This window comes from Aurantimonas sp. A2-1-M11 (genome assembly GCF_036549475.1).
GTDB lineage: Bacteria > Pseudomonadota > Alphaproteobacteria > Rhizobiales > Rhizobiaceae > Aurantimonas.
The window spans coordinates 66,726-93,181 of the sequence record NZ_JAZHLI010000009.1; the positions used below are offsets into that span (position 1 = coordinate 66,726).

Consider the following 26,456-nt stretch of genomic DNA (forward strand, 5'->3'; position numbering starts at 1 on the left):
TTGCTGGCATTCGCATCCTGACCTGTCAACGACAGCCTTCGTTTTACCACAACCGTCAGCGGCGCGTGCGTCCGTCATACTGCTTCACCTCGTCGCCGCCATAGATCAGGCGGCTCGGATTGGTGCTGAAGTCCTGGACGGCACTGTTGATGGAATCGACCGCGCGGTTGGCGTTGTTGATCAGCCCGCGCACCTCGCGCAGCCCCTCGCCGGAGAAGCGCTGGAGATTGGCCGAGATCGGCGCGACCTGCGCCTCGATAGAGTCGGCCGCACCGCGCACCGAGCGCAGCGCCCGGGCGAGATCGACGCCAAGGCCCGTGCCGTCGCCGGCGCCGGCCAGGACCTCGTTGACCGAGGTCACGGCGCTGTCGATGCGGCCCGAGGCGGCGGCGAGCTGCTCGCTCGTCGTCTTGGCATTGGTGATGATGGCGTCGATGTCCTCACGCCGGGCGCCGACATCGGTGGCGACCTTGGCGATGGAATCGGCGGCAGCCGCGACATTGCCGGTGGCGGCCGACACGTTCTCGACCGCCTGGTTCACCTTGCCCGGATCGATGCTGGCCAGCAGCGTGTCGATCTGGGTGCGCGTCTCGGTGAAGCCGGTCAGCGTGGTGTCGAGGGTCTGCACCGTGCGGTCCACGCCGTCGATGATCGACTGGATCTGCTCGGTCTTGCCGCCGACCGCCGCGGTCACGCGCTGGACGTCGCCGATCGCCTGGTTGACAGTTCCCGAATCGATCCCGCCAATGAGCTCGTTGGCCGAGGCCGCCGCCTCGTTGATGCGGGTGCTCGCCTGACTGACATTTTCGGTGATCGGACCAAGGCCGGCCAGGAGGCTGTCGATGTCCTCGCTGCGCTCGGCGATGGTGGTGGTGATCCGATTGACGTTCTGCGCGGCGTTTGACGCGCCGGAAATCGCCGAATTGATCGCCTCCTTCTGAGCACCGATCGTCTCGGCCAGCGAGGACACGGTTTGTGCCGCCGAGGAGACGACATCGATCGTCGAGGAAATCTGCGCCGGGTCGATCGCCGCGACCACCGTGTTGGCCGATGCCGCCACCTCGTTGATGCGGGCGGTTGCCTGGGTCACGTTGTCCGTGATCGGACCGAGACCTGTCAGGAGACTGTCGATCTCACCGCTGCGCTGGGCGACGGTGGTGGTGATCCGGTTGACGTTCTGTGCCGCGTTCGCCGCGCCGGAAATCGCCGAGTTGATCGCCTCCTTCTGGGCGCCGATCGTCTCGGCCAGCGACGACACGGTCTGTGCCGCCGAGGAGACGACATCGATCGTCGAGGAGATCTGCGCCGGGTCGATCGCCGTGACCACCGTGCTGGCCGATGCCGCCACCTCGTTGATACGGGCGGTCGCCGCGGTCACATTGTCGGTGATCGGACCGAGACCTGCCAGAAGCTGGTCGATGTCCCCGCTGCGCTCGGCGATGGTCGTGGTGATCCGGTCGACGTTCTGCGCGGCATTGGAGGCGCCAGAGATCGCCGAATTGATCGCCTCCTCCTGGGCGCCGATCGTCTCGGCCAGCGACGACACGTTTGCCGCCGCCGAGGAAATGCCCTCGATCGTCGTGGAAATCTGAGCCGGGTCGATCGCCGCAACCACCTCATTGGCCGATTGCAGCGTCGCGTCGAGCCGTTCGGCGACGCCAGTCGCAGTCTCGGCCAATGGTCCGAGATTGCTGACGAAGCTGTCGATGCCGGCGGTGTTGCGGCGGATCACGTTACCCACCTCGCCGACACTGTCGGCCGCGGTCTGCACCGAGGCGAAGATGCTGTCGAGATTGTCCGACTGGGCGCGCAGCGTGTCGGACACCGCCGCGACATTGCCGACCACCGTGCTGACGGCCGCCGGATCGACGGCGTCGAGGATGTTGCGCGCCTTGGTGATCGCCGCCGGCAGTTCCTGTGCCACCAGATTCGCCGATGTCGACAACTCACTGAGACTGGCCAGGAAATTGTCGATGTCGCTGGAGTTTTCGGCAAGGCTGGCGGTGAACACCTCGATGTTGCGTGAGGTCTGGGCGACGTTGTCGGCGGTCGTTTCCACCGATGGACCGACGGTGCCGACGAGGCTCTCGAACTGGCCGAGGATGCTGTTGGCGCGGTCGGCGATGTCGCGGGCCGTCGCGAGGATGTCGGTGACGTCGGACGGATTCGCCCTGATGACCGGTACGGTGCCCTGCTCGGCGGCCAGGTTCAGAATATCGGTTTCTTCGGCCTGACCGCCCTTCAGTTCCACGAATGCAGCGCCGGTGAGACCCTGGAAACCGATATTGGCCTGGGTCGATTCCTTGATCGGCAGGTCGGGATCGACTTCGGTCGTCGCGATCACCACCTCGGGATTGTTCCCATCGAGCCGTAGCGACCTCACGCTGCCGACCGGCAGGCCGTTGAACAGCACCTGGCTCCCCTGCTGCAGGCCGGTGACCGAGCCCTCGATGCGCACCAGCAGCGGCACCCGCTCGCTGCCGCTGGTGGCAAAGATCGCCCAGTAGACGAAGCCGAAGCACAGGGCGATGACCAGCATCGTGAAGAGCCCCACCCGGACGTAATTGGCTTTGGTTTCCATCAGGCAGCTCCCACGGGGGCATTGGCAGGTTGGGTGGGCTGGACGACCGTGCGGGCGCGCTTGCCGCGAAAATACGCGTGCACCCAGGGATGGTCGAACTCCAGCATCATCGACAGCGGTCCCTCGACCAGCACCTTGCGGTCGCCCAGCACGGCGATCCGGTCGCAGGCCTGGAACAGGCTGTCCAGGTCGTGGGTCACCATGTAGACGGTCAGACCCAGCGTATCGCGCAGCGTCATGATCAGCTGGTCGAAATCTGCCGCGCCGATCGGGTCGAGGCCGGAGGTCGGCTCGTCGAGAAAGACGATGTCGGGATCGAGCGCCAGGGCGCGGGCGAGCGCCGCGCGCTTGATCATGCCGCCCGACAGTTCGGACGGAAACTTGTCGGCGGCGTCCGGCGCCAGACCGACCAGGTCGATCTTGAGCCGGGCCAGTTCTTCCATCAGACCGGGCGACAGATCCAGATATTCGCGCATCGGTACCTGGATGTTCTCCAGCACCGTCAGCGACGAGAACAGCGCCCCGTGCTGGAACAGGACGCCCCAGCGGCGCTCCACGGCCAGTCGCTCGACATCGTCGGCCCGCTCGTAGTCGGTGCCCAGGATCTCGATCGTGCCCGCCTGCTTCGGGTTGAGCCCCAGAATGGTGCGCAAAAGGACCGACTTGCCGGAGCCCGACGGCCCGACGAAGCCGAGGATCTCGCCGCGACGCACGTCGAGGTCGAGATTGTCCAGGATGGTCTTCTCGCCGAAGCGCACGGTCACGCCGGTGGCGCGGATGACGATGTCGTCGTCATCCGCGTTTGCCGTGCGGCCATTGGGGGCGAGGCTGTCAGAGTCCGATGGAGGCATAGAAAATCGCGAACAGGCCATCCATGAGGATGACGAGGAAAATGGATTTGACGACGGATGCGGTCACGCGCAAGCCGAGGCTTTCGGCACTGCCGCCGACCTTCATGCCCTCTGCCGACGCGATCAGGCCGATCATCACCGCCATGAACGGCGCCTTGATGACACCGGAGAACACGGTGAACATGTCGACCGAGTACTGGACCCCTTGCCCGAAGCTGGAGAAGCTGATGCCCGAATAGATGTTCAGCGTCAGCATCGCACCGAGCAGGCCGGCGAGATTGGCGATGAAGGCGAGCAGCGGCAGCACGATCACCAGCGCGACGAGCCGCGGAAAGACCAGGACGCCGATCGGGTTGAGGCCGATGACGTGCAGAGCGTCGATCTCCTCGCGCATCTTCATCGAGCCGATCTCGGCGGTGATGGCGCTGCCGGAGCGTCCGGCGATCATGATCGCCGTCAGGAGCACGCCGATCTCACGCAGCACTAGGATCGCGGCGAGATTGACGGCATATAGTTCGCCGCCGAAGCGGCGGAGCTGGAACGCGCCCTGCTGGGCGATGATGGCGCCGATGAGAAAGCTCATCAGGAAGATGATCGGCACGGCGCGCACGCCCATCTGCTCGACCTGCGCGAAGATCGCGGCGGGGCGGAGCTGCGTCTGCCCGGTCAGGCGCTGGAAGCCGCCAACCACCGCGCCGCCGATGATGTTGAGCGCCACGGCAAGCTCGTCCTTCACGGCCACCGAACCGCGCCCCGTGGCGGCCACCATCTCGACGATCCGGTTCTTGTGCTGCTTTTCGGGCTGCGGCTTTTCCCGGTCGAGGGCCTTGCGGACGACGTCGAAGAGCGGCTGGTCGCGATCGCTGACGGCCTCGAGCCGCACCTCGCGGTCCTTCGCCTTCAGGTCGCGGACGAGCTTTTCCAGAAGCAGCGCGCCGGCCGTGTCGATCCGCGCGACATCGGCGCAATCGACGATGATCAGGCGACCGAGATCGGCCGCGCCGGCCTCTGCGACCGTCGATTCGACGGAGCCGACGGTCCGCGCCAGCCAGTCGCCCGATGCACGCAGCACGAGTCCGCCATCACGCTTCTCGCCTTCGAGCGCAGGCGCTACCGTGGAACGGCGGCCTCCGGCCGGACCGGACGATGGGGCTGCTGGGCCTTCAAGCATCGAAATGCGACTTCACTCCCTTGGACGACCTGCTCGAAGAGCATGTCATCGCGTGCCGCGGACGACGTACGCTTGACGCACGGGCGATTCCCGGCGACGCAGAACGGGGGCCTATCCCGCACCACCATTAGGCGTCCAGTCACGTCTTGTCATGGAATGACCGCCACTGCAGCGGCCGTTAAGGATGTTTTCACCATGCCGCGTCGTCTTTCAGTCACAGTCGAGCATTTCCCGCTCGCTCAGGAGTTCCGCATCGCGCGCGGCGCCAAGACCGAAGCGGTCGTCGTGACCGCGCAGATCGGCGACGAATACGGCGAGGGCCGGGGTGAATGCGTGCCCTATTCGCGCTACGGCGAGAGCATCGACAGTGTTCGCGCACAGATCGAGGACGTTCGCGCGGCGATCGAATCGGGCGCCTCTCGCGAACGGATCGCTACGCTGCTGCCGGCGGGCGCGGCGCGCAATGCGATCGACTGCGCCCTGTGGGACCTGGAAGCCAAGAAGAACGGCCGCAGCGTTGCCAGCATCATCTGCAACAGCCCACCACATCCGGTGGAGACCGCCTACACGATCGGCCTCGGCGATGCCGATTCCATGGCAGCTGCCGCGCGGGTCGCCAACCGCTCGCTCCTGAAGGTCAAGGTCGGCACGTCCGACGATGTCGGCCGCATCCGGGCCGTCCATGCCGCCTCGCCGCATTCGAAGCTGATCCTCGACGCGAACGAGGGCTGGAACGCGGACAATATCCGCGAGCACATGCTGGCTGCGGCCTCCGCCGGCGCCGTCCTGGTCGAGCAGCCGCTGCCGGCCGGCGACGACGCCATTCTGGCCGACATCCCGCACCCGGTACCGGTCTGCGCCGATGAATCGGTGCACACGGCGGACGATCTGGACAAGCTGGTCGGGCTTTATGACTTCGTCAACGTCAAGCTCGACAAGACCGGCGGCCTGACGGAGGGCCTGCGGCTCGTCGAAAGGGCCCACACCATGGGCTTCGGCGTGATGATCGGCTGCATGGTTGGCACTTCGCTGGCCATGGCGCCAGCCGTCCTGCTGGCGCAGGTCGCCGAATTCGTCGATCTCGACGGCCCCCTGCTTCTGGCGAAGGATCGCGATGGCGGCCTTGTCTATACGGATGCCACGGTCTCGCCGCCGACGCCCCGGCTCTGGGGCTAGGCTCGCGATAGGGGTACCTGCCCCGAGCCGAAGCCAGGTCTGAGATGCAGCGGTCGTCAGCCGGCGAGCTGGAACTCCGGCTGCATCTGCGTGCCCTCGGCCGCCGACAGGAAGATGTCGGCGCAGGTTTCCCAACTGTAGGCCATGGAACGCTCCAGCGCGTCCTGCCGGTCGAGCGTCAGCGCGGCCAGGCAGGCCTCGCGCAGATCACCGGAGATGCAGCCGGCTCTGGTCCCGCCAACGACGTCGAGCGGCCCCGGCTCGGGATAGGCTGCGACCGGGACGCCGCAAGCCAGGGCCTCGATGAGCACGATGCCGAAGGTGTCGGTCAGCGAGGGAAACACGAAGACATCGGCCGCGGCGTAATAGCGTGACAGCGCCTCGCCCGTCTGGGCGCCGGCGAAATGCACCTGCGGATAGCGCCGGCGCAGTTCCACCAAAGACGGCCCGTCGCCGACGACGACCTTCGAGCCCGGCAGGTCGAGATCGAGGAACGCCGCGATGTTCTTCTCGGGCGCGACGCGCGACACGGTCAGGAAAACCGGCCCCGGCAGGCCCAAATCGACCTTCTGCTGTGGCCGGAACAGGCTGCGGTCGACGCCACGGGTCCAGGTGACGAGCTTGTCGAAGCCGAGCCCCACCAGGGTCTGGCGCATGGATTCGGTCGGCACCAGGCAGGCCGTGGCCGGCGCGTGGAACCGGCGCAGCAGCGCGTAGGTGAGGTTTTCCGGAATCGGCGCGCGCCGGCTGAGATATTCGGGAAACCGGGTGTGGAAGCTGGTGGTGAACGGCCGGCCCGCGCGCAGGGCCGCACGGCGCGCCGCAAAACCCACCGGCCCCTCCGTCGCGATATGGATCGCGTCGGGCTGATACTCGCGGATGGTGCGCCCCAGGCTGTCGGCCGAGGCCAGTGCGAGGCGGATCTGGGGATAGGTCGGGCACGCGACGGTACGAAAATCGCTCGGGCCGACAATGCGCACGTCCCTGTCCCGGCTACGCAGCTGATCGGCCAGGCTCGACAGCGTGCGCACGACGCCGTTGACCTGCGGCTCCCAGGCGTCGGTGGCGATGAGGATGCGGCTCATGTCAGGCCGCCTCGACGCGCGCGGCGTTCCGTTCGACCGGTTCCGGCTCGGCTACTGCATCAGGCACCGCAGCGCGCTGTCCTGCCAGGTGCGCCCAGCGGATGAGCTCGAACGAGCCGTCATGGCGCTCGGCCACCGCCGTGCAGCTTTCGACCCAGTCGCCGGTATTCACATATTCCACGCCGTTGTGGCGGGTCATCTGGGCGTGATGGATATGGCCGCAGATGACGCCCTCGCAGTCGTGCCGGGCAGCCTCGTCGGCGAGCGCCGTCTCGAAGGCGCCGATGAAGTTCACCGCGTTCTTCACCTTCAGCTTGGCCCATTGCGAGATCGACCAGTAGGGAAAGCCGAGCCGGCGGCGGACATAGTTGAAGACGACGTTGATCGAGATCGCCGTGTCGTAGGCCCAGTCGCCGAGATAGGCCAGAAGCCGGGCATTGCGCACCACGACGTCGAATTCGTCGCCATGCATGACGAGGAAGCGGCGACCGTCGGCGGTGGTGTGGATGTCGGTCCGCTTGACCTCGACGCCGCCGAAATGATGGCCCAGGAAGTCGCGCAGGAATTCGTCGTGATTGCCGGGAATGTAGATGATCCGGGCACCCTTGCGCGCCTTGCGCAGGAGCTTCTGGACGACGTCGTTGTGGGCCTGCGGCCAGTGCCAGGCGCGCTTCAGCCGCCAACCGTCGATGATGTCGCCGACGAGATAGATCGTCTCCGCATCGTGCAGGCGCAGGAAATCGACCAGCATCTCGGCCTGGGCGGCCTTGGATCCCAGATGCACGTCGGACAGGAACAATGTCCGGAAGTGCCGAGCGGTCGTCAGCGTATGCATCGTCGCCATCCCGTGCTTTGCCCCGGATAAACCCTTTGCGTTACTCGGGAATTGCCTGATTCTGATTGCAGTCGTGTGACGCTTCGTCAGTCGGGCCGTGGCGGTGGACGACGCAGGCGGTCCGGTTGCCAGCCCGGACCGATGCGTTAGAAGAGGCGCGACGCGTTGCTGCCGCCCTCCTTCGGTCGCGACGCCGGCACGGAGGAGCGAGAATGTCCGGACAGGAAACCGCCAAGGATCGGCCGAGCATGGGCGATCTGGACGAACAGGCGCTCTTCTACCATCGCTATCCGAAGCCCGGAAAACTGGCCATCCAGGCCACCAAGCCGTTGGGTAACCAGCGCGATCTGGCGCTGGCCTATTCGCCCGGCGTCGCCGCGCCGTGCCTGGCCATCGAGGCCGATCCGTCGCTGGCCGCGGTCTATACGAGCCGGGCCAATCTCGTCGGCGTGGTCTCCAACGGCACCGCCGTCCTCGGCCTCGGCGATATCGGTCCCCTCGCCTCCAAGCCGGTGATGGAAGGCAAGGCGGTCCTCTTCAAGAAATTCGCCGACATCGACGTCTTCGACATTGAGATCGACGCCCACGAGATCGACCATATCTGCGACGTCGTCGCCGCGATGGAGCCGACCTTCGGCGGCATCAACCTGGAAGACATCAAGGCGCCGGAATGCTTCGAGGTTGAGGCACGCCTGCGCGAGCGCATGGCGATCCCGGTCTTCCACGACGACCAGCACGGCACCGCGATCATCGTCGCGGCGGCGATCCGCAACGGCCTGATGCTGGCCGGCAAGACGCTGGAGAACGCCAGGATCGTCACCTCCGGCGCCGGCGCCGCCGCGATCGCCTGCCTCAACCTGCTGGTCGAGCTCGGCGCCAGGCGCGAGAACATCACCTGCACCGACATCGAGGGCGTCGTCTACGAGGGGCGCGAGAAGCGCATGGATCGCTGGATGGCGGTCTATGCCAAGCGGACCGACAAGCGGACGCTGGCGGAGGTGATCGACGGGGCCGACGTGTTCCTCGGGCTTTCGGCGGGCGGCGTGCTGAAGCCCGAGCTTCTGGAGAAGATGGCCGACAAGCCGATGATCATGGCGCTGGCCAATCCCAAGCCCGAGATCATGCCGGACCTGGCCAAGCAGGTCCGTCCCGACGCCATGATCTGCACCGGTCGCTCGGATTTCCCGAACCAGGTCAACAACGTCCTGTGCTTCCCCTACATCTTCCGCGGCGCGCTGGATTGCGGCGCGACCGGCATCACCGAGGGCATGAAGACCGCGGCCGTCGACGCCATCGCGGCGCTGGCGCGCGAAGAGGTATCCGAGGTCGCCGCCAAGGCGTACGGGGCCGAGACGCCGGTCTTCGGGCCGGACTATTTGATTCCCGCACCATTCGACCCGCGCCTGATTCTCAAGATCGCGCCGGCCGTCGCCCGCGCCGCCGTGGCCGATGGAGTCGCCACGCGCCCGATCGAGGACATGCCGGCCTATCTCGACCGGCTGAACCGCTTCGTCTTCCGCTCCGGCCTGATAATGAAGCCGATCTTCCGCATCGCGACGGATTCCGGCAAGCGTGTGATCTTTTCCGACGGCGAGGACGAGCGGGTGCTGCGCGCAGCGCAGGTTCTCCTGGAAGAGAAGATCTGCGCGCCCATCCTCATCGGCCGTCCCAGCGTCATCGCCGCGCGGCTGGAGCGCTACGGGCTGAGAATCCGGCCGAACGACGATTTCGAGGTGATCAATCCCGAGGACGACCCGCGCTACCGCGACTATGTCGACCACTATTTCTCGAAGGTCGGGCGCAAGGGCGTCAATCCGGACACCGCCCGCACGATCGTGCGTACCAACACCACGGTGATCGGCGCCGTCGCCGTGTCCCGCGGCGAGGCCGACGCCCTCGTCTGCGGGCTGGAGGGGCGGTTCCCACACCACGTGCGCGACATCAGCCAGGTGGTCGGGGTGCGCGACGGGGCCCACAAATTCGCCGCCATGAGCCTGCTGATCTCTCAGGAGGACACCAAGTTCTTCCTCGATACCTACGTCCAGCGCGATCCGTCGGCCGAGGATCTGGTCGAGATGACCCTTCTGGCGGCTACCGAGATGCGCCGCTTCGGCATCGAGCCGAAGATCGCCCTCGTCTCGCACTCCAATTTCGGCTCCGACGACACGCCAGCGACCCGCAAGATGCGCGACGCCGTGAAGATGCTGAAGACACGCGCGCCAGAGCTCGAAATCGACGGCGAGATGCACGGCGATTCGGCCCTGAACAGCGTCATCCGCGAGCGCACGATGCCGCAGTCGATGCTGAAGGGCGAAGCCAATCTCCTCGTCTTCCCGAACATCGACGCCGCCAACATCACGCTGAATGTGGTGAAGGAGATGACCGGCGCCCTGCATGTCGGGCCGATCCTCCTGGGCGTCTCGTCGCCGGCCCACGTGATGACGCCATCGGTGACCTCGCGCGGGGTCGTCAACATGGCCGCGATCGCCACCGCCCAGGCAGTGCAGCTCAGCGACTGATCACGGGCATCCGGCGCCGGTACGCCGTGCCGGACTCGGGCGCAATCAGCCGAGGCGGGCCACCGCGCGCTGCCGGCCGATCAGCGGCAGCAGGGCGGCCAGTTCCGGCCCGTGGTCGCGGCCGGTGAGCGCCAGCCGCAGCGGCATGAACAGCGCCTTGCCCTTGCGCCCGGTTGCCTGCTTCAGGGCGCCGGTCCATTCGCGCCACGTGTCGGGGCCGAATTCGCCCTCCGGCAGGCTGTCGCGGGCCGCGGCGACGAATTGCCGGTCCTCGCCGGAGAGTTCGGGCGTCCGGTCGAGGTCGCCGAAGGCCACCCCCACCCATTCCGCCGCATCGGCGACGCGCGCGCAGTTTGCCCGCACCGTCTGCCAGAAGGCGTCGGCCTGCCCCGCCGGCACGCCCATCGCGGCGAGCCGGTCGGCCACGGCTACCAGGGGCATGGCGTGAACGAGATCGGCATTGAGGCGATCGAGTTCGGACGGGTCGAACTTCGAGGCCGATTGCGAACTGCCCTCGAACTGCATGCGGGTCGCCAGCTCATCAAGATCCGGCATGGCGTCGATCGCGCCGGGAAGGCCAACGAGGACGGCCAGCGAGGCCACCGCCATGGGCTCGAGGCCGGCCTCGCGCAAGGAGACCAGCGACAGCGCGCCGGAGCGCTTCGACAGCCCTTCCCCCGACAGGGTGGTCAGGAGATTGTGGTGGCCGAAGACCGGCGCGGTCAGGCCCAGCGCCGCGAAGATTGCGATCTGGACCCCGGTATTGGTGACGTGGTCGTCGCCGCGGATGACGTGGGTGATGCCGACATCGCCGTCGTCGACGATGGACGGCAGGGTGTAGAGATAGCTGCCGTCCGCGCGCACCAGGACGGGGTCCGACAGGGAGGCCAGGTCGACGGTCTGGGGCCCGCGCACGAGATCGTCCCAGTGGATCTCGGTACGGCGTGGCGCCAGCGGATCGTCGGCAAAGTTCGGCAGCAGGAACCGCCAGTGGGGCTTGCGTCCCTTGGCCTCCAGCGCCTGCCGGTCGGCGTCGGTCAGGCGCAGCGCCTCGCGGCCATAGACCGGCGGCAGATTGCGTGCGGCCAGCCGCTTGCGCTTGCGGTCGAGCTCCTCTGGCGTCTCGTAGCAGGGATACAGCAGGCCCGCCGCCTTCAGCCGCTCGGCCGCCGCGTCGTAGAGCGGCAGGCGCTCGGACTGCCGGATGACGCGATCGGGCGACACGCCGATCCAGACGAGGTCGACGGCGATCAGGTCGGCATATTCGCTCCGCGAGCGCTCCCGGTCGGTGTCGTCGAAGCGCAGCACGAAGCGGCCGCCATGCCTGCGGGCGAACAGCCAGTTGAACAGCGCAGTGCGCAGATTGCCGATATGCAGATGCCCGGTGGGCGACGGCGCGAAGCGGACGGTGACGGTCATGGCTTCGCCCTACAGCATCGGCCCGCAGAGCGGAATCGATTTTCGAACGGCGCGAAGCTGCGTCAGGTCTCGCGCGGCTGCGGATCGATGCGGTCGACGGCACCCCCGGCACCCGGTGCCGGCGCCGAGTCGACGCTCGGCGTCTTCGGCGCCAGACGACCGGCAAGCAGCGCCATGGCGACGGTCATGACCAGGCAATACAGGCCCATGGCGTCAATCTGCAGCGGATACGGGACGCCCAGATCGATCAGGATGCCGGTGATGCCCGGTCCGAGCGCCGAGGCCAGCACCATCAGCGCGACGGTCAGCGAGCGGATCGCGCCGAGATGCTTCACGCCGTAGAGTTCCGGCCACAGGGCGCCCAAGAGGGTGGACGAGAAGCCGTTCGACACGCCGAGACAGATCATGAAGACGAAGATCGCGGCTTCGGCGGTGATATTCGCCGCCACGAAGCAGGCGATGGCCAGCGGGATCAGGAAATACGGCAGAAGCTTCAAGGCACTGAAGCGGTCGATCAACCAGCCGCAGAGAAGCGCGAACACGACGGTCACCGCCGACATCACGGCAAAACCCGCGGCGAAGACCTCCAACGACCAACCACGCAGATCGGTCAGATACACCTGATGAAAGAACAAAGTCGTGCCGATGAAGGGCGGCGCCAGCACGCTCATGGAGACGATATAGAAGGTCGGGCTGCGCAGGACCTCGCCCATGGTCCAGTCGGCGACATCCGGGAAGAACGTCCCCGGCGGCTCGGACTGCGGGTCGCGCTCGCGCCGGATGAGCGCGACGATGGTCGGCAGCGCGACGACGATCAGCACGACGGCGCTCGCGACCCAGGTGCCGCGCCAGCCGAAGGCGCCGGCGGCCAGCACGAAGACCAGCGGCAGGAGCCCGGTGCCGGCATGGTGGCCGAGGGTGACGAGCGCCATGGCCCGGCCCCGGTTGGCGGCAAACCAGCGGCCGGTCGTGGTCAAGGAAATCTCGGTCATCATGCCCTGCCCGAACAGGCGCAGGAGATAGATGGCCAGTATCAGCAGCGGCACCGAGCTTGATACCGCCATGGCGAGCGTCGCAATGGCGAGGCAGACCACCGTGACCGCGGCTACCCGCCAGGCCGGATACCGGTCGAGCGTCCAGCCGAGACACGGCAGCGTCGCGGCGCTGGCGAGGGTCGCCAGCATGTAGATCATGCCGAACTCGCCATTGGACAGATCGTAGTCGCGCCGGATGTCGCCGTTCGACAGGGACACGAAGAAGGTCTGGCCGAAGGACGAGAAGAAGCACAGCAGGAAGCCGCCGCCGAGCCAGCGCGCATTGGTGCCGATGAACGTCAGAAACTGCATGGGGCTCCGGGCCGCACGCGGCGGTGCCTGGCGCGACCGTCGGGTGGCGCTGCAAGGGAAGTCATGCCTGCCTTAGCATCCGCGGCACCGATCGCGCCAGCACGGGGCCCGCATCCGACCAGAGGGTGTCGCTCACTTGTTGCGGGCAGTTCCGGATCAGACGCCGACTCGAACCGCCATGCCGGTCGCCAGCAGCCAGCCGAACAGGAGCAGGCCACCGATCAGGAAGACACCCCCGAAGATGAGCTGGCGCGCCGCATAGCGACGTTCGGGCTCCAGTTCCGCGCCATAGGACCGGGCGCGCAGTACCTGGAAATAGTCGCCGAACTGGAAGCTCGGTCGGTAGCCCACGGCCTTCCAGATGCGGCGCATGATCAGGAAATACCGCAGCATGAACAGGGCTCCGACGGCCACGCCGACGGTCGCCAGGGTATCGGGCGGCGGAATTTCCATCAGGACCTCTCCTTCATCGGTTCGCCCTGACCCGTCAGGACCATCGGCGCGTGCGGTCATCGCCGGCCGTCCAGCCGCAAGCCGGGCGTCACGGGTCGGCGCCTCAAGGACGTCATGTAGAGCGCCTCGCCGATCAGTTGCACCCGATTCCGGTCAAACCCTTCCGCGGCCACTGCATCGACGTCGCCGCCATGGGCCGCGAGCCGCGCCACGATGGGTTCCGATTCCGCGGCGAATACCGAGCCTGCGACGGCTCCCACGGGCGCCGGCGGCGCCTCGAGTAGCCCCGGGAGAACGCTGATGGCTTCGGGGCCGAGGCAGTCGGCGGGGCGGTGCCCCTCTCGCCATCGTGCGAGGTCAGCAAGGTCGCCCCCGGAAAGATCGGCGATCGGGTTCAACCCGTCCGCCAGCACGCCGTCGCGGGCCGGGATGCCGAGGCGCAAAGCGGTCAGGTTCGTGGCGCCGAGCAGCGCAGCGCCGAAGCGGTCCGCCATCACCGTCAGGAGCATGCCGCGAAGCCGGGACCGAAGCAGAACGCCGGCGTCGCCCGGTCCGCCCAACGCCCCGTCGCAGGCAGCGACGATGTCGGCCGGCGGCGCCACGTGGCAAGCGGCGCCGAGGGACCCGCCCCATGCTGCGGCCGCATCGGCGTCATCGTCCGGACCGGCCGCGTCCGGCACGACGACGCCATGGACACATGCGGGTCCCAGCGCATCCACCGCCATCGCCGCGACAATTGCCGAATCGCGGTCTCCATACAGGCCAACCGCAACCGCCTTGGCGTCCCGCGATTCGGCATGCGTTCGGATGGCAAGGACGCAGGCGCGCCAGACCGCTTCCTCCGGCCCCGGCAGATCGGCGATCTGCCGCGTCTCGCAGCGCCAGACCTCGCCGATCTTCGCCCAATCGGAGACGATCATCCCGGCGGCGAACTGCAGCGCTTGGAGCGCCAGGGTCCGGTCGGACTGAAAGGCAAAGGAGGCCCCGTCCATCACCCCGTCGCCTTGCCCGCCCAGGCCGTTGACATGAACCAGCGGCAGGTCGGTCTCGATGACCTGCCGCAGCGCCGCCTGATGGCGCAGATCGAGTCCGCCATGCCGGAACGGCGCCGCGTCGGACACCAGCAGCAGTTCCGCGCCGGATTCAGCCAAGGTCTCGCAGACGTCGAGATCGCCCCAGACATCATCGCCGATGGGAATGCCGAGCCTGACGCCGCGAAACGCCACCGGGCCCGGCATCGGCCCCGCCCGGTAGGCCGCCGGCGCCTCGAAGCTGCGGTGAAGCGGCATATCGACCCGCGAGCGCCAGGCGAGAATGCGCCCCGCGTCGAGCACCGCCACGGCGTCGTGGATGCCATCCTCCGTCATGAACGGGCAGCCGATGACGACGCCCGGCCCGCCGTCGCTTGTCTCGGCGGCCAGCATGCCCACCGCGTCCATGCAGGCGCGGGCAAAGGTTGGTCCGGTCGCGACATCCTGGCGCGGGCAGCCGGCGAGGAAGCCGGCGGGAAAGACGACGAGATCGGCACCGGCGCGGGCAGCTTCGGCGCGTGCCTTGCGGGCTCGGCCGAGATTTTCCGCAATGTCGCCGAGGGCCGGTTCGACCTGTGCAATGGCGAGCCGCAGGCGGCCGTTGAGAGTGTCGTCGCCCGGCATCGTCGGCCCCGCATGCAGATCCTGGTCATCGGCGCGATGGCCCGAAAGCGTCGCCCGGCCGGCACATAGCAAGGGTCGATGCAGCAGGCGAGCCCGCCGGTGCCTGCCTGCTCGCAACGGCTACCGGCGGGCCACGCGGATCGTGGTCGTCAGCGGCGGCAGACGCAAGAACGCACGAAGCCACTTTTTTGCGCCTCAAAACTCTGCGACAAGCGCCGCCAGACTGGAACGTGACGGAACGGTCGGCGGCTGCACGCCCTTCATGTCACGACATTCGGAGACCATGTGTACGAAATCCTGCGCCTCATTTCCGAATTCGGACCGATCATCGTCTTTGCCGGGACGTTCTTCGAAGGCGAAGTCTTTGCGATCATCGGCGGGTTCCTGGCGTATCGCGGCACATACCCGTTCCAGATGATGATCGCGCTGGCCTTCGTCGGATCCTTCATCGGCGATTTCGCCGTGTTCCTCTTCGCCCGCTATTCGTCGAATCACCGCTGGGTGGCGCGCTGGCGCAGCCGCAAGAAATTCGCCAAGGCCCTGCAACTGGTCGAACGCTACCAGGCCTTCTTCGTGATCGTGAACCGCTACATATACGGGCTGCGCATGCCGGGGCTGATCGCCCTGGGCCTGTCGCGCATCTCGATCCCGCGCTTTGCCATTCTCAACCTCATCGGCGCGGCCCTGTGGGCCAGCATCTTCACCAGCGTCGGCTATATCTTCGGCTATTCGATCGGCTCGGTCTTTGCACGGCTCGAGGTGATGGAGCGCGGGCTCGGCATCACCCTTGCGGTCATCGCCGTCGCGCTAACCCTGTGGTTCGCCTGGCGGCAATGGGGGCCGGCTCTGGTCAGCCGGGTACGCAACGGCAAATCACCGGAATCGGATGAGCGCCGGCTACCCTCCAAGCTCGCCCGGGTCAAATCCCAATCGCAGCCTCTCCGCGATCAAGGATCAGAGGAATGATCAGATCCTCCTCGTCGGCCAGGTGCCGCACGAGCCGGTCGAGCAGGCGCCCGCTGGCGTCAGCATAGGCGTCGCCCGCCCAGCGGGCCGCGTCCGGCGGCGTCGCTCCGCCGCCCGTCTCCTCCGCCAGAAAGCGGTTCGCCGCGGCGACCACCGTCATCAGATCCTCGTGGATGACTTCATGGTCATTCTCCAGGAGTTCGAAGCCCGGTGCGAGGCGGGATTCGGCCCGCACGAAGACCGGGAAGTAGTGGTGATCCTCGATCTGATGATGTTCCTCGAGCTGCGTCAGGAAGAATTGCAGCCGCGGCGCGAACCAGCGCCGGAACGGGTCGAGCGGCACCTGCCCTTCGCGATGCTGCAACAGGGCGTCCTGCATCGCCTCCCCGAGTTCGCGGAACATGTCGTGGCGCTGCAGCCAGAACCGGGCCGTCGCCCCGAGATTACGGTGACCGGTCCAGACCTCGCGCGGATATTTCTCCAGCAGGTGCATGAGGTCGGCGGGCATGCCCGTGCGGGTGTCGAGTTCGAAGGTCTGCTTCATCGATCCTGAGCCTGCTTTGTTCGTACGGCGCCTTGAGCCCGCCATCAGTGGAACGCGAAGGCGTCCATGGACAGGACGCCGAACTCGCTGCTGGCATGCAGCCGCTCGGCCTTCGCCCCGCGCCCGGCCGCACCCAGCGCGACATGGAGCGGCATGAGGTGTTCGTCGGTGGGATGGTTCTCAACCGCGAAGGGTGCCCGGGCGCGATAGTCCGCCAGCGCCTCACGGTCCCCGGCTACAAGGCGGTCGCTCATCCAGTCGGCAAACTGCGACACCCACTCTGGCGTCGTGTCGACCCGCAGCCCCCTTCGCAGGCGTCCGAACGCCTCCTGCAGATTGTGGGTGAAGGAACCCGAGCCGACGATCAGCACGCCCTCGGCGCGCAGCCCCGCCAGTGCCTCGCCCAACGCCAGGTGATAGGCCGCATCCCGTGTCGGATCGACCGAGACCTGCACGACCGGGATGTCGGCGTCCGGATAGGCCAGCGACAGCGGCACCCAGGTGCCGTGGTCGAAGCCGCGCCCGGTGATCGCCGTCGCCGCAAAGCCCGAAGCGACCAGCCGGTCTACGATGGCCTTCGCCAGTTGCGGATCGCCCGGCGCCGGGTAGCGGATCTCGAAGAGCCGCGGATCGAAATTGCCGAAATCGTGGATCGTCTCGGGCGAAGCATCCGCAGACACGCCGACGCTGCCCTGCCGCTCGAAATGCGCGCTGGCGACCAGGATCGCGTGCGGCGCCGGCAGCACCGTGGCCAGACGGCGGAGGAACGCGGCGGCCACCGTATCGGCGACGGCGATGTCGGGCGCGCCATGGGAGAGGAAAAGCGTCGGTAGCAGGGCCATGAGGATACTCCCTTCGAGAGCCCCCAACCTATTCTCTCGGCGCCTTCATGGCAGGCCCACCGATCCCGACAGACCGTCCACCCCTGCCAAACGAAAGCCGGGCGCATCGCTGCGCCCGGCTTTCATGGTCCCGATCGTCCGCGCCTGTTCGGCGCAGGACTGCCTCAGCCGGCGGCGGCCTGCCGGGCAGCGTCCTCGGCATGGTCCTTCTTGACCAGCTCCGCGACGAGGAAGGCCAGTTCCAGCGCCTGGTTGGCATTGAGGCGCGGATCGCAATGGGTGTGGTAGCGGTCCGACAGATCCTCGGCGAGGACCGGGCGCGCACCGCCGGTGCATTCGGTCACGTCCTTGCCGGTCATCTCGATGTGGATACCGCCGGCATGGGTGCCTTCCGCCCGGTGGACGTCGAAGAAGGCCTGCACCTCGGCCAGGATCCGGTCGAATGGCCGGGTCTTGTAGTGGTTGAGCGTGATAGTGTTGCCATGCATCGGATCGCAGGACCACACGACCTTGCGCCCTTCCCGCTCGACCGCGCGGACGAGCTTGGGCAGGTGCGCCTCCACCTTCTCGTGGCCGAAGCGGGTGATGAGCGTCAGCCGGCCGGCCTTGTTCTCCGGGTTCAGCTTGTCGATCAGGCGCAGCAGCGCATCGGGCTCCAGCGACGGGCCGCATTTGAGGCCGATCGGGTTCTTGATGCCGCGGCAGAACTCGACATGGGCGTGGTCTTCCTGGCGCGTGCGGTCGCCGATCCAGATCATGTGGCCGGAGGTCGCGTACCAGTCGCCGGAGGTCGAGTCGACCCGGGTCATGGCTTCCTCGTAACCGAGCAGCAGCGCCTCGTGGCTGGTGAAGAAATCCGTCTCGCGCAGCGAGGGGTGGCTCTCCGCGTCGATGCCGATCGCCCGCATGAAACTCATGGTCTCGGAGATGCGGTCGGCGAGCGCCCGGTAGCGCTCCGCCTCGGGGCTGCCGCCGACGAAGCCGAGCATCCACTGATGCACGTTGTCGAGATTGGCATAACCGCCCTGGGCGAAGGCGCGCAGCAGGTTCAGCGTCGCTGCCGACTGGCGGTAGGCCATTTCCTGCCGCTCGGGGTTCGGGATGCGCGAGGCCTCGTCGAACTCGATGCCGTTGATGATGTCGCCGCGATAGGACGGCAGCGTCATGCCGTCGCGCGTCTCGTCGTTGGACGAGCGCGGCTTGGCGAACTGACCGGCGATGCGGCCGACCTTCACCACCGGCTGCGAGGCAGCGAAGGTCAGGACGACGGCCATTTGCAGGAATGCGCGGAAGAAGTCGCGGATGTTGTCGGCGCCATGCTCGGCGAAGCTCTCGGCGCAGTCGCCGCCCTGCAGCAGGAAGCCACGGCCTTCCGCGACCTCTGCGAGCGAACGGGTGAGCTTGCGCGCCTCACCTGCAAAAACGAGGGGCGGATAGGTCGCCAGACGCTTCTCTGTTTCGGCGAGCGCCGCCGCATCCGGATAGTCCGGTACCTGCTCGATCGGCATGTTGCGCCAGCTCGACGGGGTCCAGTCCTTCGCCATCACATCACTCCTGACCGGTGCGCGCCGGCCGTTCTTCTCGTTGTTCGCTTTGCGAAATTGCGGCGGCGGACGTCATCGCGCGACGATCCGGCCTGACCGAGGCCGCGTTTAAGCATGTCCGGCCGAAATTGTCATCCTTAGCGGCTTCCCCCCGGTCAGAGGGCCGGATCCGGATCGATCAACCTTGCGCCGCGCGCTAGGACCAGCCGGTCGAACAGCTCGGCCTCGCCCGGCTCCAGGGCCACCGGGCGAGGATAGCGCGGCTGGCCACGATCGCGCAGCACCTGCGTCTCGAATCCCTCTGTCTCGTCGACGAAACGGCGCAAGCCGTCATCCCCGTAAAGCCCGCGAAACCCCTGCATCACCGCATCCAGATAGCTCTGCAGGATCGCCGCCTGCAGATCGCCGGCATCCGCGGCACCGCGATGGGCCTCGTAGATATAGATGGGAATCTCGGCAACGGGAGGTCCGTCGACCCGCAGCCGCTGCAGATCGACGATACGGCGGGCATATCCTTCCTCGCGCTCGTCCACCGACGGCAGATGGTCGGCCAGATCGTAGACGACCACGCCATCGATGGCATGGGTCTCGTCCGGCTTGACCGACAGCAGCGCCATGTCGGCACTCGCCTCGCGCGGCAGCCAGAAGCGCTGCCAGCCCGCGACGCTGGCGCGCCGGATGCCGAGGAACTTGGTGCGCAACGTCCGCCGGTTGACCAGCGAGCCATAGCCGAAATAGGCGACGACCCGCCCTTCGGCGGCCAGTCGCGGCAGGTCCGGATGATCGTCGTGAATGTCCATGAGCCGGCTGTAACCGATCGGCCGCACAGATCAAGGGTGCTGCGGTCCGCTCTTGATATACCCCAAGGACGATCCGCCTGCTGCCGGAGGTCGATTAGCCGTTGACGTAAACGGAAGTATCGACACAGTGGCGGCATGGACATCGCACCGACTGCCCCCACCCGCCCCGTCTCGGCGCGCGATCTGGCGCTGACCACGGAAGACGGCGTGGCGCTGCCGGCGACGCTTCATCGCGCCAAGCCAGGCGGCGACGGACCGGCCGTCATGATCTCGGCCGCCGCCGCCGTGGAGCACCGCTTCTATCGAGGCTTCGCGCAGCATCTGGTCGCCCAGGGCGCCCGCGCCGTGCTGACCTACGACTACCGTGGCGTCGGCGCCTCCGCGCGCGATCCACGTGCCCGCGACTATCGGATGAAACATTGTGGGCACGCAGGATTTTCCGGCCGCCCTCGCCGCGCTGGAATTGGCCGCCGGCCCCGGTCCGGTTGTCGGCATCGGCCATTCCTTCGGCGGCCTCGCCATTGGCCTGTGCGGCCAGTCAGCGCGCTTCGAACGCTACGCGATGGATGGTCGCCTCGCTCAATGGCTGGTATGGGCGAACCCGCGAACCACTCTCGGTCTTTGCCCGGATGAACCTGCTCGGGGTGCCGATGCCCCGGCTGACCGGCCGCATTCCCGGCGCGATCGGATTCGGCACCGAACTCGCCGGGCCGATCGTCCGCGACTGGGCGCGCTGGTGCCGCAAGCGCGACTTCTTCTTTGGCGACCCGGCCGTGCCAGAAGCGGCGCGGTTTGCCGATGTTACGCTGCCCTTGCTGTCGGTCGGCGTGGTGGACGATCCCTGGGGAACGCCAGCCGCGGTTGGTGCCCTTCTCCAGCGCCTCGAGAATGCCGAGCTGTCGCAGATGTGGCTGTCGCCGCGGCAGGCCGGAGGCCCGATCGGCCACAACGGCTTCTTTCGCCGCGACATGCAGACGAGCCTCTGGCCGGCCGTGACGGACTTCCTGCTGGCGCGCGGGGCCGGACAGTCCGGCCCCGCGCGCGTAATGGCCCCGGGTGTCAGCCGGTGATCGTCTCGCCGCCGCGCACCCGATAGGTCGGCTCGTACATGGTCACCAGCTCTTCGGCCGCCGTCGGATGGACCGCCATGGTTGCGTCGAACTGGTCCTTGGTGACACCCGCCTTCAGTGCGATGCCCAGCACCTGCCCCAGTTCGCCGGCATCGGCGCCGAGAATGTGGGCACCGACTACCTTGCGGGATGCCGCGTCGACGATCAGCTTCATCAGCATCCTGCCGCTGCGCCCCGACAGTGTGTTCTTCATCGGCCGGAACGACGTCTTGTAGATCTCGATCTCGTCGTGGGCCTTGGCCGCCTCGGCCTCGGTCAGGCCGACTGTGCCGATCTCGGGCTGCGAGAAGACCGCCGTCGCGATGGTCGTGTAATCCGGCTTGCTCGGGTTGCCGCGGAACTCCGTCTCGACGAAGCACATGGCCTCGTGGATGGCGACAGGGGTCAGCTGCACCCGGTGGGTTACGTCGCCGATGGCCCAGATATTGCCAGCGGTGGTGCGCGAATACTCGTCGACGACGATGCCACCGCGCGTGTCGAGGGCGATGCCGGCGGCCTCGCAGCCAAGATTTTCGGTGTTCGCCTTGCGTCCGATCGCCAGCATCACCTGATCGACCACCCGCACCTCACCGCTGTCGCAATGCGCTTCCATGCGGCCGTCCGGCAATTGCTTCACCGCTACCAGGGTATCCTGGCAGCGGACCGTCATGCCCTTTTCCACCATCGCCTGGTGCAGTTCGTGGCGCAGATCGTCGTCGAAGCCGTTGAGGATTTCCTTGCCGCGATAGACCAGGGTCGTATCGACATCGAGGCCCTGGAAGATGTTGGCGAATTCCACCGCGATGTAGCCACCGCCGAGGATCAGGATCGACTTCGGCAGTTCCTTCAGGTGGAACGCTTCTTCGGAGGTGATGCAGTGCTCGGCCCCCGGGAGCCCCGGATGCGGGTTCGGTCGCCCCCCCACCGCAACCAGGATCTGATCGGCGGTGACGACCCGGTCCTCCTCCTGGAGCCGGATCTCGTGCGGCCCCTCGATCACGGCGCGGGTGTTGAAGATCTGCGCGCCGGTCTTGGCGACATTGGCCGCATAGAGGTTTTCCAGCCGCTCGATCTCGCGATCCTTGTTGGCGATCAGTGTCGGCCAGTCGAAGGAGCGCTCGCCGAAGGACCAGCCGTAACCGGCCGCATCCTCGTGCGCTTCGGAGAATTGCGAGGCGTAGACGAAGAGCTTCTTGGGCACGCAGCCGCGGATCACGCAGGTGCCGCCGAAGCGATATTCCTCGGCGATGCCCACGCGCTTGCCCAACATGGCGGCCCGCCGCGCCGCGCGCACGCCGCCCGAACCGCCGCCGATGACGAAGAGATCGTAGTCGTAGCTGTTGCCGCTCACGCTGGCGCTCCCAGTGCTGTCGCCACCGTCGCAAGGACCGCCGTCAGGACGGCGGACGGACGGTGCGTCGTCCCCGATCGCCGCCGATCGCGGCGGCCATCACATCTGCGGCTCCAAGCCATGACGGTACGGCAACAGGACCCGCCGGTCCGCCGAGCCCCCCGTCGACGGCGCCTATTGCGCCGCAGCGTCGGCCGGCGTCATCGGCTCGATCGGCGCCTGTGCTTCGCCGGTCACCGGTGCGTCGCCTGCCGTGCCGTAGAGCTCGTTCATGCCCTGGAATGCGCTCTGGCGCAGGTCGCGGACGATGCCGTTGCTCCACACCTGGGCGGCCGCCATCATCTCGCGGGTGGCGAGCGGGCCCTGCGCGAGCAGCTTCTTGCCGGCTTCGCTCTCGTAGAAATCCGCGATGGCCCGCAACTCTTCCTCGGTGAACAGCTTGGCATAGACCCGGGCGACCTCGGCTTCGAGGGCGGCGCGGCGGGAGGCCAGATCCAGCGCCCGCTCGTCGACCATCGCCGAGATCTGCTCTTCCATGTCCGGATTATTCGGGATCAGCTCCGACTTGGTCTGCGTTGCCGCATTCATCAGGATATTGTCGAACTGGTCCGTCGCATCGATGGACTCGATCGCATCCTGGGCCGCGGCGAGATGGGACTCGGTATATTCCTGGGCGATGGCGTTGGCCGGCAGCACCAGAAGCAGCGCGGCTGCCGCCGCAAGGCGGCCCTGGCGTGTCATTCGACTAAACATCATGACCGTCTGTCTCCGTTCGGTTCGCTCCGACGCTGGGTCGGACGCGTTCGGCGCCTGAGTATTGGAACTGGCTGGTCGCTGGCAAGGGCAAGCAGGTCACCGGCGGCCTGGCGGTTGCTGCGAGGCTCACGCCTCCAGCGTCTCGATCCCGTCCGTCGAGGCGAGGATCACGGTGCTCGCCATGCCGAGGAACAGGCCGTGCTCGACGACGCCGGGAACCGCGAACAGCGCCTGCGAAAGCGCTTCTGGATCGCCAATACGGCCAAAAGATGCGTCGAGAATCAGGTGTCCGTTATCGGTGATGAAGGGCTCGTCGCCGCTGCGACGCAGGATCATGTCACCTTCCAGCCCGAGCCCGGCCGCCGCCTTTCGGATCGCCAGATAGGTGGCGATCATGCCGAAGCCGTTGATCTCGATCGGCAGCGGAAAGGCGCCCAGCATCTCGACCTTCTTGGAGGCGTCGGCAATGATCAGGAAGCGCTCGGACGCGGCCGCGACGATCTTCTCGCGCAGCAGCGCGCCGCCGCCGCCCTTGATCAACCGGAGCGACCCGTCGATTTCGTCGGCCCCGTCGACGGTCAGGTCGAGTTCTGGAACTTCCTCCAGCGTGGCGGTCGGCACGCCGAGTTCGGCGCACAGCGCCTCGGTGCGGGTCGAGGTCGTCACGCCGACGATCTTCAGCCCGTCCCGGACCCTGTCGGCCAGCACCCGCACGAAGGCCTCGGCCGTCGAACCGGTGCCGATGCCCAGCCGCATGCCGTCCTCGACATGGGCGAGTGCGGCCTCGCCGGCCATGGTCTTCAGTTTCGCCGTATCCGTCATGAGGCTGCGGTCCCTCCCGTTGCGACTGGGAAGCGTCTAGACCGTCTGGCCCGGACTGTCGACTTGCGCCGTGGTCCGGGCGCCGCCCGGCGCTTGACCTGCCGACCGCCGATTGCCATGCAACGGGCCGCGCACGCACGCGTCCCATGCCAGCAAGGATAGCATCATATGACCGGCATCGCCGTCTTCGACCTCGACGGCACGCTCGTCGACACGGCGCCCGACCTCGCCGCCAGCCTGAACCATTGCCTGGCGGCGGCGGGAATGGCGCCGATGCCGCTGGAGGTCGTACGTCCCCATGCCGGCCACGGCGCCAAGGTGATGCTGCAGGAGGCCTATCGTCACGACGGGCGGACCCTCGACGAGGCCGAGATGGCCGAGCAGGTCACACGCTTCATCGCGCATTACCAGGACCACATCGCCGTCCATTCCCGGCTGTTTCCCGGGGTTCGCGAATCGATGGACCGGCTGGAAGCCTCGGGCATGCGGCTTGCGATCTGCACCAACAAGTATGAGCGGCTTGCCGGACTGTTGCTCACCGAACTCGCCGTGGCCCACCGCTTCGCCGCGATCTGCGGCGCCGACACCTTCGCGCGGCGCAAGCCCGACCCTTTGCATCTGCGCGAGACTATCGCGCGCGCCGGCGGACGCATGGAGACGTCCGTGATGATCGGCGACACGGTGACCGACATCGACACGGCGGTCGCAGCCAGGGTGCCCTCGGTGCTGGTCGATTTCGGTTACGCCCCCGACGCTGCGGCGCGCAGCCGGGCCAGCGTCATCATCCAGGACTATGAGGCGCTCGACATCGCCCTGGTGAACCGGCTGGTCGCGACGGCGGGCGGCGGAACCGGGACCGACACCCGGAATGGCGGTTGACGGCGGGCACGAAGCGGCACTATATCGCGGCTTCCCCGACGCGGCCCGGCTGCGGCGGCAGGGGCGCGTAGCTCAGCGGGAGAGCACCTCGTTCACACCGAGGGGGTCACAGGTTCAATCCCTGTCGCGCCCACCATATTTTCCAGGGCTTTGCGGTCTCTGGTCCCAATCACCCGAAATCCACGACGACCGCTACGACGACGGAAACGTGCCCGGCGCTGACCTTCACGCCACCTTTTTCCGTCGTCCTGCCTGCCGGGTGAACATCTCCCCGACCTCCTTGTTGGCGTCGGGATGGTGGTGTCCGTAGACCTTCGTCAGGATCTCCCGCGACATCGACAGAAAGTCCGCGATCTCGCCGATATCGCCGCCCGTCCACATCAGCCACGTCGCCGCCGTGTGCCGGAAGGTGTGCCGGACGAACGGGTGATCCGGCCCGAAGACCTCGTCCATTGCCCGGGCGAGAGCCTTCTTCGGATCGGCGGGGCCACCTCGGTACTCGACGAGGTAATCCCGGCGCTTCGCCAATCGACGGAGATGAACGAGAAGCCGCGGCGGGATGCGGATCGACCCGGCCCGCTTCGTCGGCGAAACGCTCTCGCCCTGGGCGGCGCGATAGAAGACGCCATCCTCGACGTCGATCCATGGCAGCCCCTCTTCGCGGACAAACGACGCCTGCCAGACCCGCTTCGACCGGGTGCCGGTGTAGATCGCCACCATCACGAACGGCACGATATGCCGAAGAGCGTAGGCCTTCGTGTCCTTGTTCCCCTGCTGGACCTTGGTTCGATAGAGATACCAGAGCAGGGCCGCGACCTGGTCGCGAGTGAAATAGTCCACCCGCGACTGCGGCTTCGCCGGCATCGAGACCTTCACGTGGTCCCGGCAGAGGCTATCGGCCGCATACATGTTCACCGCGGACCGCAGATCCTCGAGTTCCCGGCGGGCCGCGTTCGACGAGACGCGATGCTCCGCGTACTCCGCGCACGTCGCCCGGCTGATGTCGGCCAGGGACTTGTCGCCCCAGAACTCAGTCAGGAAGCGCAGCCGGGCGGCCAGCTCCTTCGGCCTCGCGACGTCGCCCTTGTGCTTGAAATAGTGGACCAGCACATCGGCGATCAGGCACTCGTCCGCCGTCCGCTTCAGTACGGGCTTGGCCTTCGACCGACGCTCGAGGAGATAGTCCTCTAGGGCCTGCTCGGCGCCCCGAACATCCGCAACGCGGCAGCCCGTGCTAGTGCGGCGTCCGCCGTCTTTGATGTACCAGGTGGCGTGCTGCCGGATCGTGCCGTCGTCGTTTCGCTTTTCTGGCATGATCCAGAGATGGGCGGGCTTGGCTGGACGCGGCATGCATTTCTCCACTCAATGATACCGCGCCGGGTGACGAAGATGGTTCGCCCGATCCGCTCGGCCGGCAGCTCGCCCCGGTTGATCGCGCCCCGCAGGACCTTCTCGGACCACGCCATCCCGATCTCGGGCAGATAAGGCCCCAGGGCGAGCTTCACCGGCTCGTCGAGACTGGCGTCCTCGAGATCAGCGATGTCCTGCAAGTCCGGGATTTTCTCGATCCCGACGATCAATTCGAATCGTGCCATGCATGGAGTGTCGGGATTCTCGTGAAAGTCGCAACGGCCACCGCATCGGAAGGTTAAGAAATCGTGGGTGAGGAACCGTGGCCGGCCATGGGTTGCCGCGTAACGCTTTGATAAGGATGACGGGAAGGTCTGCTGCCGGGATCGGAACGGACCAAAC

General features: G+C 67.0%; 22 protein-coding genes and 1 tRNA gene. 6 read left to right on the forward strand and 17 right to left on the reverse strand.

Translation table 11 applies throughout. The features are described from left to right. Nucleotides 1–55: 55 nt before the first annotated feature. From VQ042_RS06335 to VQ042_RS06345, 3 genes are read right to left on the reverse strand one after another with little or no spacing between them, the layout of a single operon-like run. On the reverse strand, nt 56–2,581 hold the full coding sequence (locus VQ042_RS06335) for an MlaD family protein (protein WP_331816717.1): 2,526 nt from the start codon (nt 2,579–2,581) through the stop codon (nt 56–58). Next, entirely contained in the window at nt 2,581–3,432 is an 852-nt protein-coding gene (locus VQ042_RS06340; RefSeq protein ID WP_331816718.1) for an ABC transporter ATP-binding protein, read from the reverse strand. Before VQ042_RS06340 ends, VQ042_RS06335 begins: the two co-directional genes overlap by 1 nt. Next, nucleotides 3,413–4,603: an ABC transporter permease gene (locus VQ042_RS06345; protein WP_331816720.1), complete on the reverse strand. Its 1,191-nt coding sequence runs from the start codon at nt 4,601–4,603 to the stop codon at nt 3,413–3,415. The genes VQ042_RS06340 and VQ042_RS06345 overlap by 20 nt, the downstream gene beginning before the upstream one ends. Before the next feature lie 195 nt (nt 4,604–4,798). On the opposite strand from VQ042_RS06345, the gene dgcA reads away from it, so the two are divergent. Continuing rightward, nucleotides 4,799–5,779 carry an N-acetyl-D-Glu racemase DgcA gene (dgcA, locus tag VQ042_RS06350; protein ID WP_331816722.1) on the forward strand — a complete coding sequence of 327 codons (981 nt, stop codon included), beginning with the start codon at nt 4,799–4,801 and terminating at the stop codon, nt 5,777–5,779. 56 nt (nt 5,780–5,835) lie between these two features. On the opposite strand, the gene VQ042_RS06355 is transcribed toward dgcA, so the two are convergent. Together VQ042_RS06355 and VQ042_RS06360 are read right to left on the reverse strand one after the other, a co-directional pair. Further along, on the reverse strand, nt 5,836–6,864 hold the full coding sequence (locus VQ042_RS06355) for a glycosyltransferase family 4 protein (RefSeq protein WP_331816724.1): 1,029 nt from the start codon (nt 6,862–6,864) through the stop codon (nt 5,836–5,838). A 1-nt stretch (nt 6,865) separates the two neighbouring features. Then, a complete protein-coding gene (locus VQ042_RS06360) occupies nt 6,866–7,699 on the reverse strand; it encodes a UDP-2,3-diacylglucosamine diphosphatase (RefSeq protein ID WP_442880046.1) in 834 nt (277 codons plus the stop codon). A gap of 212 nt (nt 7,700–7,911) precedes the next feature. On the opposite strand from VQ042_RS06360, the gene VQ042_RS06365 reads away from it, so the two are divergent. After that, a complete protein-coding gene (locus tag VQ042_RS06365) occupies nt 7,912–10,218 on the forward strand; it encodes an NADP-dependent malic enzyme (RefSeq protein WP_331816728.1) in 2,307 nt (768 codons plus the stop codon). 45 nt (nt 10,219–10,263) lie between these two features. On the opposite strand, the gene gltX is transcribed toward VQ042_RS06365, so the two are convergent. The 4 genes from gltX to VQ042_RS06385 form a co-directional block, all read right to left on the reverse strand. Further along, complete coding sequence (gene gltX, locus VQ042_RS06370; RefSeq protein ID WP_331816730.1) at nt 10,264–11,637, reverse strand: glutamate--tRNA ligase; 1,374 nt, start codon at nt 11,635–11,637, stop codon at nt 10,264–10,266. 62 nt (nt 11,638–11,699) lie between these two features. Continuing rightward, on the reverse strand, nt 11,700–12,983 hold the full coding sequence (locus VQ042_RS06375; RefSeq protein WP_331816732.1) for an MFS transporter: 1,284 nt from the start codon (nt 12,981–12,983) through the stop codon (nt 11,700–11,702). Between the two features lie 156 nt (nt 12,984–13,139). Further along, nucleotides 13,140–13,436, reverse strand: coding sequence for a hypothetical protein (locus VQ042_RS06380; RefSeq protein ID WP_331816734.1), 297 nt, complete (start codon nt 13,434–13,436; stop codon nt 13,140–13,142). A 56-nt stretch (nt 13,437–13,492) separates the two neighbouring features. Then, a complete protein-coding gene (locus VQ042_RS06385) occupies nt 13,493–15,091 on the reverse strand; it encodes a nitrilase-related carbon-nitrogen hydrolase (protein WP_331816736.1) in 1,599 nt (532 codons plus the stop codon). 285 nt (nt 15,092–15,376) lie between these two features. Between VQ042_RS06385 and VQ042_RS06390 the strand changes: the two genes are divergently transcribed. Beyond that, nucleotides 15,377–16,057, forward strand: coding sequence for a DedA family protein (locus VQ042_RS06390; RefSeq protein ID WP_331816738.1), 681 nt, complete (start codon nt 15,377–15,379; stop codon nt 16,055–16,057). Here VQ042_RS06390 and VQ042_RS06395 read toward each other — a convergent pair. The 4 genes from VQ042_RS06395 to VQ042_RS06410 all read right to left on the reverse strand — a co-directional run bounded on the left by VQ042_RS06395 (nt 16,011) and on the right by VQ042_RS06410 (nt 19,787). After that, nucleotides 16,011–16,601, reverse strand: a complete 591-nt coding sequence (locus VQ042_RS06395) for a hemerythrin domain-containing protein (protein ID WP_331816740.1) — start codon at nt 16,599–16,601, stop codon at nt 16,011–16,013. The genes VQ042_RS06390 and VQ042_RS06395 overlap by 47 nt on opposite strands. Before the next feature lie 44 nt (nt 16,602–16,645). Further along, entirely contained in the window at nt 16,646–17,443 is a 798-nt protein-coding gene (locus VQ042_RS06400) for a dioxygenase family protein (protein WP_331816742.1), read from the reverse strand. A gap of 164 nt (nt 17,444–17,607) precedes the next feature. Next, nucleotides 17,608–18,987, reverse strand: coding sequence for a class II 3-deoxy-7-phosphoheptulonate synthase (locus VQ042_RS06405; protein WP_331816744.1), 1,380 nt, complete (start codon nt 18,985–18,987; stop codon nt 17,608–17,610). A gap of 155 nt (nt 18,988–19,142) precedes the next feature. After that, on the reverse strand, nt 19,143–19,787 hold the full coding sequence (locus tag VQ042_RS06410; RefSeq protein ID WP_331816746.1) for a gamma-glutamylcyclotransferase family protein: 645 nt from the start codon (nt 19,785–19,787) through the stop codon (nt 19,143–19,145). A 566-nt stretch (nt 19,788–20,353) separates the two neighbouring features. Here VQ042_RS06410 and VQ042_RS06415 point away from each other — a divergent pair. After that, nucleotides 20,354–20,857: a hypothetical protein gene (locus VQ042_RS06415; protein WP_331816748.1), complete on the forward strand. Its 504-nt coding sequence runs from the start codon at nt 20,354–20,356 to the stop codon at nt 20,855–20,857. Here the strand turns inward: VQ042_RS06415 and gor are convergent. From gor to rpiA, 3 genes are all read right to left on the reverse strand, one after another. Further along, the gene (gor, locus tag VQ042_RS06420; protein ID WP_331816750.1) at nt 20,847–22,247 is read right to left on the reverse strand and encodes a glutathione-disulfide reductase; all 1,401 of its coding nucleotides are present in this window, start codon (nt 22,245–22,247) and stop codon (nt 20,847–20,849) included. The two genes, VQ042_RS06415 and gor, sit on opposite strands and share 11 nt — an antisense overlap. A gap of 174 nt (nt 22,248–22,421) precedes the next feature. Then, nucleotides 22,422–23,003: a DUF2059 domain-containing protein gene (locus VQ042_RS06425; protein WP_331816752.1), complete on the reverse strand. Its 582-nt coding sequence runs from the start codon at nt 23,001–23,003 to the stop codon at nt 22,422–22,424. A gap of 126 nt (nt 23,004–23,129) precedes the next feature. After that, nucleotides 23,130–23,825, reverse strand: a complete 696-nt coding sequence (gene rpiA, locus VQ042_RS06430; protein WP_331816754.1) for a ribose-5-phosphate isomerase RpiA — start codon at nt 23,823–23,825, stop codon at nt 23,130–23,132. 168 nt (nt 23,826–23,993) lie between these two features. Here rpiA and VQ042_RS06435 point away from each other — a divergent pair, with 168 nt between their 5' ends. Together VQ042_RS06435 and VQ042_RS06440 are read left to right on the forward strand one after the other, a co-directional pair. After that, entirely contained in the window at nt 23,994–24,704 is a 711-nt protein-coding gene (locus VQ042_RS06435) for an HAD family hydrolase (protein WP_331816755.1), read from the forward strand. Between the two features lie 61 nt (nt 24,705–24,765). Next, nucleotides 24,766–24,840 (forward strand) — tRNA-Val (locus VQ042_RS06440). A gap of 89 nt (nt 24,841–24,929) precedes the next feature. Here the strand turns inward: VQ042_RS06440 and VQ042_RS06445 are convergent. Next, complete coding sequence (locus VQ042_RS06445; RefSeq protein ID WP_331816756.1) at nt 24,930–26,054, reverse strand: integrase; 1,125 nt, start codon at nt 26,052–26,054, stop codon at nt 24,930–24,932. Between the last annotated feature and the right edge of the window lie 402 nt (nt 26,055–26,456).

What these genes read in the sequence shown, in the direction of transcription:
- VQ042_RS06435 (WP_331816755.1), top strand. Translation starts at nt 23,994, where the DNA reads ATGACCGGCATCGCCGTCTTCGACCTCGACGGCACGCTCGTCGACACG.
- VQ042_RS06340 (WP_331816718.1), bottom strand. Translation starts at nt 3,432, where the DNA reads ATGCCTCCATCGGACTCTGACAGCCTCGCCCCCAATGGCCGCACGGCA.
- VQ042_RS06380 (WP_331816734.1), bottom strand. Translation starts at nt 13,436, where the DNA reads ATGGAAATTCCGCCGCCCGATACCCTGGCGACCGTCGGCGTGGCCGTC.
- VQ042_RS06425 (WP_331816752.1), bottom strand. Translation starts at nt 23,003, where the DNA reads ATGATGTTTAGTCGAATGACACGCCAGGGCCGCCTTGCGGCGGCAGCC.
- VQ042_RS06445 (WP_331816756.1), bottom strand. Translation starts at nt 26,054, where the DNA reads ATGCCGCGTCCAGCCAAGCCCGCCCATCTCTGGATCATGCCAGAAAAG.
- VQ042_RS06365 (WP_331816728.1), top strand. Translation starts at nt 7,912, where the DNA reads ATGTCCGGACAGGAAACCGCCAAGGATCGGCCGAGCATGGGCGATCTG.
- gltX (WP_331816730.1), bottom strand. Translation starts at nt 11,637, where the DNA reads ATGACCGTCACCGTCCGCTTCGCGCCGTCGCCCACCGGGCATCTGCAT.
- VQ042_RS06415 (WP_331816748.1), top strand. Translation starts at nt 20,354, where the DNA reads ATGGTCGCCTCGCTCAATGGCTGGTATGGGCGAACCCGCGAACCACTC.
- VQ042_RS06400 (WP_331816742.1), bottom strand. Translation starts at nt 17,443, where the DNA reads ATGGCCCTGCTACCGACGCTTTTCCTCTCCCATGGCGCGCCCGACATC.
- rpiA (WP_331816754.1), bottom strand. Translation starts at nt 23,825, where the DNA reads ATGACGGATACGGCGAAACTGAAGACCATGGCCGGCGAGGCCGCACTC.
- VQ042_RS06355 (WP_331816724.1), bottom strand. Translation starts at nt 6,864, where the DNA reads ATGAGCCGCATCCTCATCGCCACCGACGCCTGGGAGCCGCAGGTCAAC.
- VQ042_RS06360 (WP_442880046.1), bottom strand. Translation starts at nt 7,699, where the DNA reads ATGCATACGCTGACGACCGCTCGGCACTTCCGGACATTGTTCCTGTCC.
- VQ042_RS06410 (WP_331816746.1), bottom strand. Translation starts at nt 19,787, where the DNA reads ATGGACATTCACGACGATCATCCGGACCTGCCGCGACTGGCCGCCGAA.
- VQ042_RS06345 (WP_331816720.1), bottom strand. Translation starts at nt 4,603, where the DNA reads ATGCTTGAAGGCCCAGCAGCCCCATCGTCCGGTCCGGCCGGAGGCCGC.
- VQ042_RS06395 (WP_331816740.1), bottom strand. Translation starts at nt 16,601, where the DNA reads ATGAAGCAGACCTTCGAACTCGACACCCGCACGGGCATGCCCGCCGAC.
- VQ042_RS06335 (WP_331816717.1), bottom strand. Translation starts at nt 2,581, where the DNA reads ATGGAAACCAAAGCCAATTACGTCCGGGTGGGGCTCTTCACGATGCTG.
- dgcA (WP_331816722.1), top strand. Translation starts at nt 4,799, where the DNA reads ATGCCGCGTCGTCTTTCAGTCACAGTCGAGCATTTCCCGCTCGCTCAG.
- VQ042_RS06385 (WP_331816736.1), bottom strand. Translation starts at nt 15,091, where the DNA reads ATGCCGGGCGACGACACTCTCAACGGCCGCCTGCGGCTCGCCATTGCA.
- VQ042_RS06405 (WP_331816744.1), bottom strand. Translation starts at nt 18,987, where the DNA reads ATGGCGAAGGACTGGACCCCGTCGAGCTGGCGCAACATGCCGATCGAG.
- VQ042_RS06375 (WP_331816732.1), bottom strand. Translation starts at nt 12,983, where the DNA reads ATGCAGTTTCTGACGTTCATCGGCACCAATGCGCGCTGGCTCGGCGGC.